We start from the raw sequence: 17,372 nt of genomic DNA on the forward strand, positions 1-17,372 counted from the left end.
ATACTGATCGATGAGCAACGAATCGACCATTTGGCTTTTTTTACGAAAAATGAGGGCTCCCCTCATTATCCTCAATCTCGCCCACGCTTTTCCCGTGATTCTTCTCACCCTCGTTCCCGGAACCGGAGATAACGGACAGCCTGTTTACCTCAGTTTTTTTGATGCGATGTATATCGTCGGTTATACCGCCACAACCATCGGATTCGGAGAAATTCCCTACGCATTTAGCTATCCGCAGCGTATGGTCGTGCTGCTCACTATTTATGCCACCGTACCGGCATGGATTTACGCATTGGGTTCAATCATTGCATTGTTGCAGGAAAAAACTTTTACCACTGCGATAAAAATGAATGCCTTCCGTCGGAGGGTTCACCATCTCGGACAAGATTTTATCATCGTCTGCGGATATACCGATGCTGGAAAATTACTGATTGACAAAATTAACAAAGACAATCGTTACCGTATTATTGTGATCGATAAAAGCATCGAAAAAATTGAAGCGTTGCAAAGTGAAATGTATCTCCCCTCTATCCCGGCGATTGTTGCCGATGCGTCGATGACGGATGTTTTGAAATCTTCAGGGATCGAGTCTCCCCACTGTAAATTTCTCGTAACACTTTTCGATGACGATCAACTCAACCTAAAAATCTCCGTTCGTGCCCGAATTCTGAATTCAAAGCTTTGTATTATCGCTCGTTCAGGGATCAAACAAGGGGGAGAAAATTTAGCCAATATCGGTGTCAATCATATTATCGACGCGTTCTCCATCATCGCAAAACGGATCGATTTTGCGCTCCGTTCTCCCTATCTCTTTAATCTGCTTAGCTGGGTACAGGGGGGAAATCTGCACGTTAGTAAGAGCGATATTCTTCCTGTGGGAAAATACATCGTATGCGCTAAGGGTCGCTTCGGGAAAACGCTCCAAAATACCCTCGACAACAATCAAATCGAATACACCTATCTGGATATCAATAAAGATACCCATGAAAAGGTTTCTTCGGATCAAGATTTCTTCATTCAGGCAGGAATTATGGAAGCTGCCTGCATTATTGCCGGAACCAACGACGATGCGATTAATCTTTCGATCGTCGCTACCGCGCGCAGTCTCAATCCCGCTATTTTTGCCATCGTTCGGGAAAATGAGCTCGAAGAGCGAAGTCTTTTTAGTAATCTCAAAGTCGATAAAATTTTTATCCTTGATCAAATTGCCGCATTGGACGGCTATAACTACATAGACCGACCGATGACGTTTAAGTTCATCAACGAGATTTCCAAGCAGAACACAGAGATGTTTGTCGACACCCTGTTACTGATTACGAGTAAGGTCAACAAACGCCCTGCTCTCCTTGAGATGGAAATCGATGAGCACCATATGTACGCCCTTAGCCGATATTTAACCGAAGCATCGGTAACTATTGGACAATTACTCCGGAATCCGTACCGTGACGGTGAAGATTTAGAAATCGTTATTTTAGGACTTGAACGATCAAACGGTGATTTTATCCTCTTACCGCAGGATACTACTCTCCTTCAACCGAACGACCACATACTCTTTGCGAGTACCCGTCCTAGTTTGGAAACGTTCCAAACTATCGTAAACCATTATTACGAACTCTATTACGTCATACACGGTGTTGAAGCGCAACGGTTCATACTCCCTTTTAAACGATGACATCTCTACCGATCTATGACGTCCTTGACGATATCCGCACCGTACTATCAAACTCAAACCGCCTTATCCTCCAAGCGCCTCCTGGAGCAGGGAAAACCACGGCTGTTCCCCTTGCTCTTTTAGATGAACCTTGGCTTAAAAACAAACAAATCATTATGCTGGAACCTCGCCGTATCGCAGCTCGAAGTGCCGCCGCACGTATGGCACATCTACTGGGGGAAAAGGTAGGGGAACGGGTCGGCTATCAAATCCGTGCCGAAAAAAAGATCAGTGATAACACCAAAATCCTCGTCGTCACCGAAGGAATTTTGACCCGAATGCTTCAAAATGATCCTTCACTCGAAAATATCGCACTCATTATCTTCGATGAATTCCATGAACGTCATCTCCACAGCGATCTCTCCCTCGCTTTTGCTCTACAATCTCAGGAATTTTTACGAGATGATCTGAAAATTTTGGTGATGTCGGCGACACTCGATACCGATTCTTTACAAACTTTAATGGATAACCCTCCTCTCATTAGAAGTGAAGGTCGAAGCTATCCGATTACTGTCGAATACATGCCGCCCTCTTCTCCTCCCGTAGAACCCAAAAAAATCGTCCCTGCACTTGTAAGTCTCCTCCAAAACATTATCGTCAATGAAACAGGAAGTATCCTCGTCTTTTTACCCGGAACACGTGAAATCAAAATGGTTGAAACGTCGATGAAAGAGCTTTGCCGTTCGATGGATATCATTATCGCTGCGCTGTATGGCGAACTTTCCAAAGAGGTGCAAGAGCGAGCCGTTGCCCCCACAGAAAAACGCAAAATCGTCCTCGCCACCAACATCGCCGAAACGAGCCTCACTATCGAGGGTATCACTATCGTCGTCGATTCAGGATTGGAAAAAGTACTCACCTTTGACCCACGCAGCGGTATGGAACGGCTTATTACACAGAAAATTTCCCGTGCCTCAGCCGATCAGCGTGCCGGACGTGCCGGACGACTCAGTGCAGGAAAATGTTACCGCCTATGGAGCGCAACCGGACATCATGCCCTCACACCCCATAAAGAACCGGAAATTCGTCTTTGTGACCTCACACCGCTCTCTCTGGAACTGGGTGCTTGGGGAGATTCGGAACTCTCATGGATTACACCCCCTCCGGTAAAAGCACTCGAACACGGCAACGTATTGCTGCACCGCTTGGGTGCTACCGATCTCAAAGGTGCAATCACCCCGCACGGTAAAGCAATGATGGGTTTAGGAGTTCATCCCCGCTTAGCCCATATGATGATTATCGGACGAACTTTGGGTTATGAGAGTGAGGCCATCTTGCTCGCATCATTGCTCAACGAACGGGATCTCTTTTCTAGAAGCGGGAGCCGATCTTCCGATATGCGAGAGCGTTTTTGGGCTTTATCGGATTACATACGCGGAAAAGGGATCGCTTCAGAACTAACCGAGAGTGCTGAAATGATCTTAAAAACCGCACGGGAACTCTCAGGGCGTTTAACGACATCGCTTCGATTATCGCCTGACTTTCCCTCCTCTATGATCGCCCTCTTACTCGCCCTCGCGTATCCCGACCGTATCGCCCGTTTACGTACACCTAAAGGGGAAAAATACCTCCTCTGCAATGGCAAGGAGGCGATTTTATCCCACGAAGATGATTTGCACGGCGAAGAATGGCTCGTCGTCTCCGAGAGTGACGGGGATTCCACCATGGCTCGAATCTATCGGTGTGCACCGCTGGATATCGCTCTCTTAGAAATTCATGCACCTGAACTCTTTGAGAGTGAAGAAGTAATAGTATGGAACAACGAGTTAAAACGGGTCGAAGCCAGAGAGGTTCGCCGTATCGGAGCCATCATCATCGAATCGCATCCACTTGCCAATCCCAATGCGAGAAAGATTAAACAAACACTCTTGGAAGCGATAGGCACTCACGGATTAGAGGCTCTGGTCTGGTCACCTTCCGCACTCTCACTACGCCACCGTCTCCAAGCCCTGCACTATCATTCTCCGGATGGTTCATTCGGCGATTTTAGCGACGAAGCCCTCATAGGTTCTTTGGAAACATGGCTTTTGCCTCACATCACGACCCAAAGCTCATTCCGAGACTGCGAATCCCTCGATCTGTACGCGATTCTTTCAACACAACTGACGTGGGAGGAGACAAAGCGGTTAAATACCCTCTTACCAACTCATTTTACCACCCCGACCGGAAGTTCTATCGTACTCGATTATTCCGATCCCGAAGCGATCGTTTTGGCGGTACGGATTCAGGAAGTTTTCGGGCTGAGTGAACACCCGGGCATCATGGAGGGAAAAATACCGCTACTGATACATCTGCTCTCTCCTGCACGCCGTCCGATACAAGTAACGCGTGATTTGGTCGGATTTTGGAACGGTTCGTACAGTGATGTCAAAAAAGAGCTAAAAGGGAGATACCCAAAACATTACTGGCCGGATGATCCGCGCAATGCCGTGGCGACAAGCAGAACGAAAAAGTATATGGGGAGTTAACTTTACCCGTTCGTGGTGAGCTTGTCGAACCATGAGCATCACCCTTCGACAAGCTCAGGGCGAGCGGGACTATATTGATGCTCTTAAATACTCACCCGATCTTCCATCGCTTTGGTCAGGGAGAGGATATCGACGTTTTCCAAACTCACCCCCGTCGGAACCCCCTGAGCGATTCGGCTGAAACGGACATCGCACGTGCTCAGTTTGTCTTCGATGTAGAGCATTACCCCTTGATTTGCGATAGAGGGAGTCAGGGCGAAAATAATCTCTTTTATCCCGCTTTGAACGACACCGCGCAAATGTGCGAGGTCGAGTTCTTCAAGAGAATCGAGGACAAAATAACGCCCGTCAAAAAGGGCATTCTCTTCAAACGTCAAAATATCTTTAGCGTTTTCGACGATACAGAGGATTTCATGATTTCGCCGTTCGTCACTGCAAATCGCACACAGTTCATCTTCGCTCAGCCCGCCGCACGATCGGCATTTTTTCAGCGAAGTAATCGCATTTTCGATAGCATGGGCGAGTTTGAGCGCACCAAAACTGTCATGCATCACCATATGATACGCTAGACGTGTAGCGGATTTTTGTCCGATAGTCGGAAGTTGCTGCAATGCATCGACAAGGCGGTTAAATTTCTCTAGGGAACGTTTCATGGACGTATTGTAGCAAAGCTTGTTCCAAAAATAGTTTAGTCTTTATGACTCAATTAAGCTAACACTCTTTTTGACATGGTATAATTGCGCGAAAAATATGTTTTTGGAGTCAATGCGTGGAAAATTTGAGTTATTATGAAATTTTAGAAGTCACTAAAAATGCTAACGGTGATGAGATAAAAAAAGCCTATCGTAAAATGGCGAAACTGTACCATCCTGACCGTAATCCGGGTGATGAAAGTGCAGAACATAAATTCAAACTTTGTAATGAAGCGTATCAAGTCCTAAGCGACGATCAACAACGCTCGGTTTATGACCGTTACGGGAAAGAGGGTCTCCAAGGCGGTGGCGGTCGTAGAAGCAGCGGCGGCTTTGACGATCTCGGAAGTATCTTCGAAGAGATGTTTAACGGTTTTGGCGGAGGCGGCCGTAAACAATCCCGTGCGGCAGCGGATAAATTCCCTCTCGATATGGGTGTTGAGATGCGCGTCAGCTTCAAAGAAGCGGTTTTCGGATGCGAAAAAGAGGTCACTTTTACGACTAAAAGTTCATGCAAAACCTGTAAAGGAACCGGTGCCAAAGAGGGGAAAGTCACAAGCTGTAGCCAATGTGGCGGCAAAGGACAGGTATATGTGCGCCAAGGGTTTATGACCTTCTCACAAACCTGCCCTGCGTGTCATGGTGAAGGAACTATGGCGAGTGAGAAATGCGGTGATTGTAAAGGCAAAAGCTACACAGAGACCAAAGAGAGCGTCACGATCAAAGTCCCTGCCGGAATCGATACCGGTAACCGTTTACGGGTATCAGGACGAGGGAATACGGGTAAAAGCGGTGTGAGAGGTGATATGTACGTGACCTTCGAAGTGGAAGAAGACAGCCACTTTATCCGTAACGGCAACGACATCTATCTCGAAGTTCCGGTATTCTTTACCCAAGCGGTTTTAGGTGAGGACATTACGATCCCATCATTAAACGGCGAAGTGACCTTAGAACTCGAAACGGGAACCAAAGACGGACAGCAATATCGTTTCCGAGGTGAAGGGATTGCCGATGTCCACGGACGAGGAAAAGGGGATTTGATCGCTCAAATCCACCTCACTTACCCTAACCGTCTGAATGCCTCACAAGAGGAACTTTTGCAAAAGCTCCAAGAGAGTTTCGGTATCGAATCCAAGCCGCATGAGAGTTTGTTTGAATCAACCTTTGAAAAAGTAAAAGGGTGGTTTAAATAAACTGCCGCTAATATTAATATAATTAATAGTATTTTATTTGGAAGGGTGTTATGAAATCAGAAAAAAAACAACTTTCCAAAATATTTATCATTGTCGGAGTGTCATGGACCTTTTTTATTGCTCTGATGATCATTTATTTAACCTACCAAAAATATCAGCAAGTCCAAGCGCTTGCGCTCCTCGAAGCTAAAACCAGTATCAATAAAGATATTGCCTACCGCAAATGGGTAGCTACTCACGGCGGTGTTTACGTCCCCATCTCCAAAGAGACGCAGCCTAATCCTTATCTCAAAGTCAAAAATCGTGACCTCAATACTACTACAGGTCTCCAATTAACCCTAATCAATCCTGCCTATGCCCTGCGTCAGATGACAGAGCAATACAGTTCTCTTTACGGTATCAAAAGCCATTTATCCAGTGATAAGTTCATTAATCCTAAGAATGCTCCTGATGCATGGGAAAAGCAGTCGCTTCAATCCCTTCTTAAAACCAAACAGGATGTGTATAAATTTCATACCATCAACAACCAAAAATACCTTAGTTATATGACGCCTTTCTTAGTCAAAGAAGAGTGTATGAAATGCCATGGTGAGCAAGGATACCATATCGGAGACATCAGAGGTGCCTTAACGATTACTCTCCCGATGGATCGATATGATGATGTCTTTTTCAAAGGGCTTATCACTACTATCATCATTTTACTATGGGTATGGATATTGGGACTGGTAAGTTTTAGATGGGGATATCGTTCCTCCTCTTCGCATATTCAAGAAAAAATAGACTTGTATGAGCAAAACCTTTTTTCCCTTGTTTCACTTATTGAACAAAGAGACAATTACACTGCCGGCCACGGACAACGAGTAGGTGAGTATTCACGGCTTATTGCGGCACAAATGGGGTTGTCGCATTCTCAGCAGGATGAACTGTACCGGGCAGGAGCTCTTCATGATATCGGTAAAGTAGCTATCCCCGATTCCATCTTGCTTAAACCCGGAGCACTGCAACCGATCGAGCGAGTCTTGATCGAAGAGCATGTCAATGCAGGGTACAATCTGTTGAAGAGGGTCGATATATTTGCTGCTATCGCTGAAATCGTCCGATATCATCATGAACGTATTGACGGCAGCGGATATCCGAATAAACTTTTCGGAGATAGCATACCGCTTACTTCACAAATCATGGCGGTAGCGGATTGTTTTGACGCTATGACTACCAACCGTATCTACAAAGCCCGAAAATCCTTAAATGAAGCATTAATGGAACTTACTTCAGTAAGAGGCATCAAATTTCGTGCCGATATCATTGATGCCGCCTTGATTGCTCTTGCAAAGATTTCCCTCGAAGCCAATCATTCACAGCGTCCTACAACACTGTTAGAAATGGAACGCTTCTCCTATTTTTACAAAGACTCTCTAACCGGTATTTATACCTATGCCTATCTCAATTTTCTCTTTTTTGAGCCTGATTTCGATCAATATAAACAATTATGGTTGGTAAATCTAGGGAATATCAGTCAGTTCAATAAAGCATACGGATGGGAAAAAGGGGATGATTTGCTCAAACATTACGCACAAATGCTGCAAGAGTATTATCCGCAACTCCCCGTCATTCGCTTTCAAGGAGATGACTTTATTATCTTTCGTAAGGATGATAAAGTACCTCAAATCGAGGATTTGTATGCGCATTGGTTAAAAGAGGTAGGGATCACCGTTACCGTATCTATTATTACTTTAGATAAAGAGACAGTTAGGAATTTAGAGACCTTGCAATCACGTTTAGCCAAGCGCTAAACGCTAAATAGTCCATTCAACAGCAGAGTCTGTACTAGGCGTCGAAATCATCTGTACAAAAGTACGTACTTCTTTGATGAGGTGAAGCTGTTTTTCATTCAGCCATTCCCGTAATAAACTGCCATTGTGCAAATCATACCCGATACTAAATGCCGCCTTCATTTGGGTACCTGAACCCAAAGCAATCGAATAAAGCCAAACCGCTTTAATCACTATTTTTGTATTCGATAGATGCAATTCTGCCTCAAGCGTTTTCCCTTTTACCGACGATAATGCAAGCAAAAGTGCCCCATTATCTGTCTGAATAGATGAACCCTTTTCCGAGATATCATGCAGTGAAGAACTATATTTTTTACCGTTGATGAAGATAATCATCTGGTCTTCCGAAGATACCCCATATCGTATAACTTGACGAAGGTGAAAACTGCTGTTCACGATTTGGAGGCTGTTAAGCCATACGACTGACTGTGTCAGATCATACTTCAAAACCTCTCCAGCAACCATTTTATCCCGTCGATTTCCAATCAGCCATTGAATCCCGATTTGTGCGGCTGAAAGTTGTTTTTTCTCCACTTTGATCGCGATTTCGCCTTCATGGGCATGAACAATAAGACAATCTGCTTTAATCGGAATCCCTTTGTATAAAACCACCGAAGGAATAGTAAGATTTTTCCAATTTCCAAACGCTTTGTTCAATAACGCATGTTCATCCTGTTGTTGTTTGGAAGCGGATGAGAGATTGTTTGCACACATTTGGCGCAAGGAACGTGTATCATCGACCATTTTAATTGATTCATCGCTTATACGGACTATAACGAAAATATCAATATTATCAACATGTTGCCGATCAATTTGTAAGAGTCGATCATGATAAAGAAAAAGTTCAGTGAAGGAGAAAAAATCGCAAAGAGATTCATGTGAAGCATTTTCAACGCCCACCATATCCCCTAGAATTTGGATAACTTCATCACTCCCTAAATTTTGGAGCAATAAAATACTTCGTAGATGATCATTGACAAAAAAAAGTTGCTTATCTTTAAAAAACATCACCCCGATAGGGAGATGTTTATACGCGTTAAAAAGTTCTTTTAACGCTTCTGTCATACTATTTTGTAACCCGTTTCGGATAGGCAAAAGCTATCACAATAGCCACTACCGCATACGTCCACGGAACGAAATCAGGCACCGGTACCGGATCGCCTTTGGCATATGAGTGCATACCTGCCAGGTAGTAGTTGACTCCGAAATACGTCATCAATACCGAAGTAAATGCCAGTAAAGAGATGACACTGTACACATATTCACTGTACGCACCTTTGATAAACCGGACATGGATTACAACGGCGTAAACAAGAATAGTGACCAATGCCCATGTCTCTTTCGGGTCCCATCCCCAGTAGCGTCCCCAGCTCTCATTCGCCCAAACTCCTCCAAGAAAGTTCCCCACAGTGAGAAGTACCAATCCGAAAATAAGACTCATTTCATTGATCGCATTAAGCTCTTTGATCGCAAGATTCAAGCGCTGCGCATTATCCGGTTTTTTGAGGATAAAGAGGATAAGTGTAATCATCCCCAGCAATGCCCCCAGACCCAAGAACCCGTAACTCGCCGTAATCATAGCCACATGGATAGCAAGCCAGTACGATTGAAGTACCGGTACGAGATTGGTCACCTGCGGATCCATCCAGTTTAGATGCGCTACAAAGAGGATAAGCCCTGTCATAATCGCCGTGGCCGCCATCGTCATTAAAGATTTACGCGAGAAGATAAATCCGGCTAATACACTCGCCCATCCGATATAAATCATCGATTCATATCCATTTGACCACGGAGCATGACCTGCGATATACCAGCGCATAATCAATCCGGCCGTATGCGCCATAAAGAAACCGATAAGAAGTCCGAAAGAAAGCTTGCGGAGCCATTCGGCACTAAAAGACGGTTTGAGAATTTTAATAAACGATAAAATCAATAAGGTAAAGCCGACTACAAAATAAAGCGGCCATAATTGTTCAAAAATATTGGCATGATTATAAAAAATCTCAATCTTGACTTTCGCGTCATTCGGATACACACTCGCACCCACGAAACGTTGATATTTTTCGATTCGCTCCAATGCTGCATCCGCTTTGGTCCAATCTTGGGTTTTCATCGCTTCATCGATTGAACCGAAATAGCTGATCGCTAACAAACGAACAATTTCAGCTTCTTTCGGAGGAAAGTTTTGCAATGCATCGATTGTGGCATCCCATTTGTGATTTTTATCATTCGGTATCGGCCACATACGCATCAACGAACCGGTATAGACCATATAGGCAACATTCACCCGTTCATCGACTTGCAATAATGCTTTATCAAACTTATCCCGTTTCCCGGGAGCTTTACGATTAGCTTCATCAACCAAAGCAGATAACTTATAACCGCTAATCTGATCAGGAGCCTCAAAAAATTGTGAAAATGCCGCTGTTTTAGCATCAGGAGAGAGTCCGATCAGTTTATTGACCTCTTTGTCTCCCGTACGGATCATTGCAATCTCACGCCACGCATCAGGGCGAAGCATCATCCCTAAAACAACTTGATTGGACGACAATCCCATAAAGGAATTGTTACGGTTTAGCTTGGCTAAAATTTCATGAGAAAGGGTATCGATCGGTTTCATACGACCGCCCGCATCCTGAATGATCAGGTGACCGAATTTATCCGCATGAGTTTTATCAAACGCTTTAGCCGTTTGGATTACCGGATTGTTTTCATCGGATGCCACGGCATTCGTTGTCGAAAATGCCATGATCACCAACGCCAAAGAAGCTACGACTTTTTGACCATCCATCTTTTTGAGTTTTTCACTCAGTGCATTGAATCGGCTGTTTTTTACAATCAATACCCCAAACATTCCGATCGCAAGCAACAAATATCCGATATAGGTTATCAATGTTCCCGGGTCATGGTTAACCGAGAGAACAGTGCCGAGTTCATCCTGATCGAATGACGATTGGAAGAATCGGTATCCTTGATAATCGAGGATATGATTCATGTAAATACGGAAATCAAATTTTTGCGCCGCAGGATCAATAACACTCACTTCACTCGCATACGATGCAGGGGACATTGATCCCGGATAACGTTCCAGTTCAAAATCGCGCAGCTTGATTGCGAAAGGAAGTTTACGTTCAATCGAGCCATACGATGCTTCGATAACCGTATCACCTAACATGATACGCTTAGGTTCACCGACATCACCCGGAGACCCCAATACAACTTCAGTCGATTTTTTATCACCGCTGACAAAACTAAGGGTTAATGCATCCTGCGATTGCGCTTGCTGCATCATAGGTCCGCTTTTCCCTTTGGAAGCTTTGGAAACTAACTGCATCGATGCTTTCGGGAAGAAATTACGAAGTACGAATCCGCTTTGCGCCGTTTGGAAAAGGGTACGCTTCGTCATTTCATGTTTGCCTACCGCCAAAGTGGAACTTTGTTGTGTATCCATACTGAGTGTGTTTAACGTAGCAGGAGTATCAATATAGGCTTTATCCCCTTCAACCGTGAGGGCAACGACCGGTTTGTCGAATGTTTTATTCGATTCAAAATCGATTACGATATCGTTCGCTTCAACAAATTCACCTCGTTTAAGAGAGACTTGCTCTGCACCTTGCGCACCGGTAACCATCAGATTAAAGAGTGGGGAGCCTTTGGGATCAGCAACCGCTTCATAGTGTGCATCTCCCATATACTGATCCAATTTAACGTTGATAGATTCACCCTCGACCGCCAATGTCCGTTCAAAGTGATTTGACGTACGTTTAGACAGGTACAAAGGTTCTTTAAACGGATACGATTTCCCGTCTTTGAGAACATTAAAGGAAATATAAGGTTCAGAACTGACCAAAATATCGCTTTGCTCGCTCTCTCGGATGTGCATTGTCCCCTCATATCCAGCATAACGGGTGACTGCAGCACCCACTAAGATAATCAAGAATGAGGCATGAAACGTAAATACCAATAGTTTGGCTTTTCGTGCCATGTTAAAATTGATAATATTCAATACCAAATTGAGAGCCAAAAGACCCAAGAGAATTTCAAACCAACGGGCATTGTAAACATCCGCTTTAGCAGTCATTGTCCCATAATCGTTTTCGATAAAGGTAGCATAGCCGATCGAAACGGCAAATATGAGCATGAGAGCCGCCATGGTTTTCATGGAACTCAAAAGTGAGTGAAGTTTATTCATTGAAAGACCTGTCTGTATAATATGTCGCAATTGTAGTCATAGTTGGGTAAATATTTGTTAATTGAATATGAATAGTTAAACGCCCTCAAGAATCATCGCCTCCGCCACCCGTTTAAAGGCGGCAATATTTGCTCCGTCTACGAAGTTTCGCTCAACTGCGTACTCTTTAGCGGTCAATGCAACCCGTTTATAAATCTGACGCATCAGTTCATCGAGTTTACGATCCACTTTGTCAAAATCCCATTTCTCCATCGAAGCGTTTTGAGACATTTCAAACTCACTCACGGCAACCCCTCCGGCATTGGATGCTTTACCCGGAGCGAACAAAATACCCTCCCTTTGCAGAAGTTCGATTGCTTCGGGTTCAGTCGGCATATTAGCCCCTTCTACTACTGCGACACATCCATTGTCAAGCAATTGTTGTGCATCAGATACAGTAAGTTCATTTTGTGTTGCACATGGGAAGGCAGCAAAACACGGAACTTGCCATACTGCATGAGCATCTTTTGGATAATCTGCTTTTTTTGTATAGATCGCACTTGGAAATTGACGCTTATACTCTTCTAGAGAATGCCTCTTTCCCTCATCTTTCAAATGCCTTAACAATGCCAAATCGATACCGCGCGAATCATATATCGTTCCATCACTATCACTGCACGTGACAACAATGGCACCCAACTGTTGAAGTTTCTCAATCGTATGGATTGCGACATTTCCCGCACCGCTAACCGTGCATACTTTTCCTTCTAGAGATTCTTGTAACTCCTGTGCCAACATTTCGCGGGCGAAATAAACAACACCGTATCCAGTGGCCTGAGGTCGCATCAATGAACCGCCAAACGCATAGGGCTTACCGCTGAGAACGCCGTCATAATTTCGGGTAATATGTTTGTATTCTCCAAACAGATAGCCGATTTCTCGGCTCCCTACCCCGATATCACCGGCTGGAACATCGACACGCGCTCCGATGTATTGATGAAGCCCTCGCATAAAAGCATGGCAAAACTTCATAATCTCAAAATCGCTCTTTCCTTTGGGATCAAAATCGCTCCCCCCTTTGGCTCCGCCGATCGGCAGACCCGTCAGAGAATTTTTGAAAATCTGCTCAAATGCTAAAAATTTGAGTACTCCCGTTGTCACACTTGGGTGAAATCGCAACCCCCCTTTATAGGGTCCCAGAGAATTATTAAACTGGATACGGTAGCCCTTGTTAATATGGACATGATTGTTATCATCGAGCCATTGAACTTTAAACTGGATAATACGATCCGGGGTTACGAGACGTTCCAAAATGGCAAACTGTTCATAGCGCGGATCGCTTTTGACGATCGGTTCTAACGAAGTAAATACTTCGCTCACTGCCTGAAAAAATGTATCATCATTCACACACTTGGATTTTTCGAGATTAGCTAAGATTTTTTCGATCAAAGAGATCCCCTTTTTTAAAGATAACACTCTATTTTATTTTTTAACCGCATTGCCAAAGAGAGGTGTGCCTCTTTCAACGCATCATAAATCATTTGTGCTTCAAGTGCATATTTTTTCTTTTTTGCTTCATCCCAATGTGCAGGAACATTCGAAAGGTTACTAATACGATCTGCTAATTTAACGGATTGAACCGCTTTAGGCTGTTGCAGCAATTTTTTCAGACTCTCTTGCATTTGTTCTTCTTTTGATGAAAGAGATTTATTTTTGGTCAATGCGGACACCCCATGAGCGACCTGTTCTCCGAATTCCGCTTCAATCTCTTCAAAAAGCGTAGCCGTATCTTCAATCGTATCATGAAGAAGCGCGCAGCTAATTGCTAAATCAAGTTCATCACTGTTGAGTTCAGAAGATGCTGCAATAATCTCTGAAGCTACCGAAACAATGTGAGCGAGATAAGGATAGCCCATCGGTGTTTTTTGCTCCCCGTGAGCACGCGCGGCAAATTCCAATACTTTTTTATACTTTTCGATATCAAATTTCGGTTCAGTTGCCGTGTCCAAAAATTCTATAATAGTCTGAAAATGGCGTTCGATCCCTTGAAATCCATGATCGCCACCCTCTTCGATAATCATTTGTGCACGAGACAATTTTTCAACTGCTTCGGTGTAATCAAGTACTTCATCGGCAGTTTGAACCATTAAAAGAGCATTCTCTCCGCTGTATTCCTTCACTTCATGCTTTTTGAGCATTTCTAAATGGGAAATGTTCCATTCATAGGTACTTTGATCGTAAAAATTGGGAGGAAATCCAAGTGCCCGGCTAAGTGTTTTATAGGGATAAATGGCCGGATTAATCAGTACGCACGGAAGATTGTATTTATAAGAGAGGGACATTGCATAATATCCCCCCAAAGAAGAACCGACAAGAGAGACATTCTCTGTCATTTGAAAACTTTCTATTAACTCTTCTAACGTTTGAATAGCTAAATCGGGAATTGTTGACAGAGACGGGGCAATAAAATGTATATTTTTGCGTTTACAAAAATCTCTTAAAGCGACCGCTTTTGATCCATTGCCATGACTTCCGAATCCGTGAATATAGATAATCATTTTTAACCCTCTGTTATTATTTTAACTCACCCCAGTGATTACCAATATGCATTGAGGTTTTCAGCGGAACGCGGAGTTCTAAAATACTCTCCATCGTCTCGACAAAGCGCGCGGCGTAAACCTCTGCCACATCCTCATCCACCTCAAAAATAAGTTCATCGTGGATTTGTAATAACATTCGGGCGCGTAATCCCTCAGCGCGGATCATCGTATCGATCTTGTTCATCGAAAGTTTGATGAGATCGGAGGCGGAGCCTTGGAATACGGTGTTAACCGATTCGCGCTCGTATGCCGCTTTGAGCATCGGGGTGGCGGAGGAAAAATCAAAATAACGGCGGCGATGTAACAGCGTTTCTACATACCCCATCTCTTTTGCCTGCTCGACAATGCCGCTAAAATACCCTTTGACACTCGGAAAGGTCTCGAAATAACGCTCGATGATCTCTTTTGCCTCTTTAGTGGTGATTCCGAGAGTATCGGAGAGCTTTTTTTGCCCCATTCCATATAGTAGACCAAAATTGACCGTCTTAGCGATGTTACGCTTACGCGGTGCATCCTCGGCACCAAAAAGCGCTATCGCCGTTTGCATGTGAATGTCATGCCCCTCATTAAAGGCGTTGACTAAAACACTATCCTCGCTAAAATGGGCGAGGAGACGAAGCTCGATTTGCGAATAGTCGATCCCGATCAGTTTTTTCCCCTTCGGTGCAACAAACGCTTCGCGGATACGCATCCCCAGAGCCGTTTTGACGGGGATATTTTGGAGGTTCGGATTTTTGGAACTGAGCCGACCCGTTGCCGTACCCGTCTGAACAAACGAGGTATAGATGCGGGATGAGGGATCATTTTGTGCCAATGCGATCAACGGTTCGATATAGGTCGAATAGAGCTTATGATACTCACGGTATTGGAGCAACATCGTAATAACAGCGTGTTCCTCTTTAAGCCCTTCTAAAACCTGTTCATCCGTGCTGTATCCGGTTTTGGTTTTCTTACCGTGTGCCAGCCCCAGCGTTTCAAACAGAATTACTCCAAGCTGTTTAGGTGAATTGAGATTAAATACCGTACCACACGCAGTGTGGATTTGCTCAGTAAGGGTGGCGATCTCTAACGCTACCTCTTTTTTAAAGAGTTCCAATACCGACGTATCGACTGCTATCCCCTCTCGCTCCATTCCAAGTAATGTGATAGTAAAAGGAAACTCAACGTTAAATGCTTCATCCAGAGCGTCCTGCCCACCCTTTAAAAGGAGCTGTTCTCTAAGGACTTCATACAAACGATAAGTGATATAGGCATCTTCTCCGGCGTATTTGCATGCATCTTCGATCGCGACCGAAGCGAAGTTCTCCCCTTTTTTCACCGTGTCTTTAAAATGGATCATCTCGTGGCTCAAAAGATTTTGAGCCAGATTATCCATAGAAAGTGATCGTGAAGAGTCCGTAAGCCATGCCATCACCATAGAATCAGCATAAATAGTGAGTCGATCAACCCCTAAAAAACGGGTGACGAAATGAAGATCAAATTTGATATTATGACCTATAACACGACGCTCAAAAATAGCGTTTATAGCACTTTTAGCCGCATTATGGGTGACTTGATTCCCTACGCCCAAATAGCTGTGAGCCAACGGCACGTAATAGCCTGTTTTATCGTCACTGCTGAAACTAAAACCGACCAAATGGTCTTTCGTAGGATCGAGTCCTGTCGTTTCAGTATCAAATGCGACTAATGCATCCTGAGGAATCGAAGCAATAAGACGCTCCAACGCTTCGTCTGTATCAATCAACAGTGTGCATCCTTCACTGCTCTCACATTTCGGAAGATCAAGGGGTTTAGTTTCTGCCACGCGCGCAGTTGAAGTACTTTGCGATTCCTCAAACAACGCTTTAGCTTTCAACGTACGAAGAACTGCGTTCATCTCATAATGAACCAAATCATCGTAAATCGGCAAAAACGGATTCTCAAAGTGCATTGCAAATTCATTGAAATCAAGCGTCTCAAATACATTGTCCCGTAAGCTTACCAGTTCACGTGAGCGAAACGCATCATCCCGATACGTTTCCAGTAAACCTTTGATTCGAGGCGGTGTCACCTCACCCAGACGTGCATACATCTCATCGAGCGTCCCGAACTGAGTAAGCAGTTTCTGAGCTGTTACTTTACCGATCCCTTTAACTCCGGGAACATTATCCGCCGTATCTCCGATAAGAGCTTGATAGTCGATAAACTGTTTGGGATGAACGCCGTACTTTTCATCGCAATGGCGCTCGTTCATCACCTTTTTACTTATCGCATCGACGAGGACGACCACATCGTCTTCGATAAGCTGATACAGGTCCTTATCGTGTGAAACCACACGGACGATATGTCCCTGAGAACGTGCATGACGAACAACCGACGCGATCATATCGTCGGCTTCGTATCCGCTTTGCATAAGCGATTTATACCCCATTTTGTCAATCCACTCAATCGCAATCGGAAGCTGCATAATCAGCTCTTCGGGTGCAGGAGAACGGTTGGCTTTATACTGAGGATCGATCTCGGAACGGAAACTTGGGCCTTTGGCATCGAGGGCAAAAATCAAATAATCGCTGCTGTGATCTTTATGTAAAGAGGCTATAAAATTGATAAATCCTGTCAACAGACCAGTAGGAAAACCCTGTTTATTTTTGAGGGGAGGAAGCGCGTAAAAACTGCGGAAAAAAAATCCGAATGTATCGATTACAGTAACGGTTTGTTGAGCCATCCTG

10 protein-coding genes are annotated in these 17,372 nt (G+C 44.3%); 4 read left to right on the top strand and 6 right to left on the bottom strand.

The window, feature by feature from the left end; translation table 11 throughout:
- Positions 1-10: 10 nt before the first annotated feature.
- Together PHI47_RS05125 and hrpB are read left to right on the top strand one after the other, a co-directional pair.
- Positions 11-1,672, top strand: a complete 1,662-nt coding sequence (locus tag PHI47_RS05125; RefSeq protein WP_299934502.1) for an NAD-binding protein — start codon at positions 11-13, stop codon at positions 1,670-1,672.
- Positions 1,669-4,179, top strand: a complete 2,511-nt coding sequence (gene hrpB, locus PHI47_RS05130) for an ATP-dependent helicase HrpB (RefSeq protein WP_299934505.1) — start codon at positions 1,669-1,671, stop codon at positions 4,177-4,179. The genes PHI47_RS05125 and hrpB overlap by 4 nt, the downstream gene beginning before the upstream one ends.
- A gap of 83 nt (positions 4,180-4,262) precedes the next feature.
- On the opposite strand, the gene recR is transcribed toward hrpB, so the two are convergent.
- Positions 4,263-4,832, bottom strand: a complete 570-nt coding sequence (gene recR / locus PHI47_RS05135; protein WP_299934508.1) for a recombination mediator RecR — start codon at positions 4,830-4,832, stop codon at positions 4,263-4,265.
- A 116-nt stretch (positions 4,833-4,948) separates the two neighbouring features.
- On the opposite strand from recR, the gene dnaJ reads away from it, so the two are divergent.
- Together dnaJ and PHI47_RS05145 are read left to right on the top strand one after the other, a co-directional pair.
- The gene (gene dnaJ, locus PHI47_RS05140) at positions 4,949-6,064 is read left to right on the top strand and encodes a molecular chaperone DnaJ (RefSeq protein WP_299934511.1); all 1,116 of its coding nucleotides are present in this window, start codon (positions 4,949-4,951) and stop codon (positions 6,062-6,064) included.
- A gap of 50 nt (positions 6,065-6,114) precedes the next feature.
- Positions 6,115-7,854 (top strand): HD domain-containing phosphohydrolase, encoded by a 1,740-nt coding sequence (locus PHI47_RS05145; protein ID WP_299934514.1) that lies wholly within the window; start codon positions 6,115-6,117, stop codon positions 7,852-7,854.
- Positions 7,855-7,857: 3 nt separating this feature from the next.
- Here the strand turns inward: PHI47_RS05145 and PHI47_RS05150 are convergent, their stop codons facing one another.
- The 5 genes from PHI47_RS05150 to polA form a co-directional block, all read right to left on the bottom strand.
- A complete protein-coding gene (locus tag PHI47_RS05150; RefSeq protein WP_299934517.1) occupies positions 7,858-8,958 on the bottom strand; it encodes a hypothetical protein in 1,101 nt (366 codons plus the stop codon).
- A gap of 1 nt (position 8,959) precedes the next feature.
- Positions 8,960-12,085, bottom strand: coding sequence for a cytochrome c biogenesis protein CcsA (ccsA, locus tag PHI47_RS05155; RefSeq protein WP_299934520.1), 3,126 nt, complete (start codon positions 12,083-12,085; stop codon positions 8,960-8,962).
- A 75-nt stretch (positions 12,086-12,160) separates the two neighbouring features.
- The gene (gene gdhA, locus PHI47_RS05160) at positions 12,161-13,513 is read right to left on the bottom strand and encodes an NADP-specific glutamate dehydrogenase (protein ID WP_299934523.1); all 1,353 of its coding nucleotides are present in this window, start codon (positions 13,511-13,513) and stop codon (positions 12,161-12,163) included.
- 14 nt (positions 13,514-13,527) lie between these two features.
- Positions 13,528-14,622, bottom strand: coding sequence for a YqiA/YcfP family alpha/beta fold hydrolase (locus PHI47_RS14560; RefSeq protein ID WP_366882596.1), 1,095 nt, complete (start codon positions 14,620-14,622; stop codon positions 13,528-13,530).
- A gap of 16 nt (positions 14,623-14,638) precedes the next feature.
- Positions 14,639-17,368, bottom strand: a complete 2,730-nt coding sequence (gene polA, locus PHI47_RS05175; RefSeq protein ID WP_299934526.1) for a DNA polymerase I — start codon at positions 17,366-17,368, stop codon at positions 14,639-14,641.
- Positions 17,369-17,372 lie beyond the last annotated feature (4 nt).

It is taken from the genome of Sulfuricurvum sp., assembly GCF_028713855.1.
Taxonomy (GTDB): domain Bacteria; phylum Campylobacterota; class Campylobacteria; order Campylobacterales; family Sulfurimonadaceae; genus Sulfuricurvum.

Coding starts and splice junctions, on each gene's coding strand:
- PHI47_RS05150 (WP_299934517.1), bottom strand. CDS start 8,958: ATGACAGAAGCGTTAAAAGAACTTTTTAACGCGTATAAACATCTCCCT.
- recR (WP_299934508.1), bottom strand. CDS start 4,832: ATGAAACGTTCCCTAGAGAAATTTAACCGCCTTGTCGATGCATTGCAG.
- polA (WP_299934526.1), bottom strand. CDS start 17,368: ATGGCTCAACAAACCGTTACTGTAATCGATACATTCGGATTTTTTTTC.
- ccsA (WP_299934520.1), bottom strand. CDS start 12,085: ATGAATAAACTTCACTCACTTTTGAGTTCCATGAAAACCATGGCGGCT.
- hrpB (WP_299934505.1), top strand. CDS start 1,669: ATGACATCTCTACCGATCTATGACGTCCTTGACGATATCCGCACCGTA.
- PHI47_RS05145 (WP_299934514.1), top strand. CDS start 6,115: ATGAAATCAGAAAAAAAACAACTTTCCAAAATATTTATCATTGTCGGA.
- PHI47_RS14560 (WP_366882596.1), bottom strand. CDS start 14,622: ATGATTATCTATATTCACGGATTCGGAAGTCATGGCAATGGATCAAAA.
- PHI47_RS05125 (WP_299934502.1), top strand. CDS start 11: ATGAGCAACGAATCGACCATTTGGCTTTTTTTACGAAAAATGAGGGCT.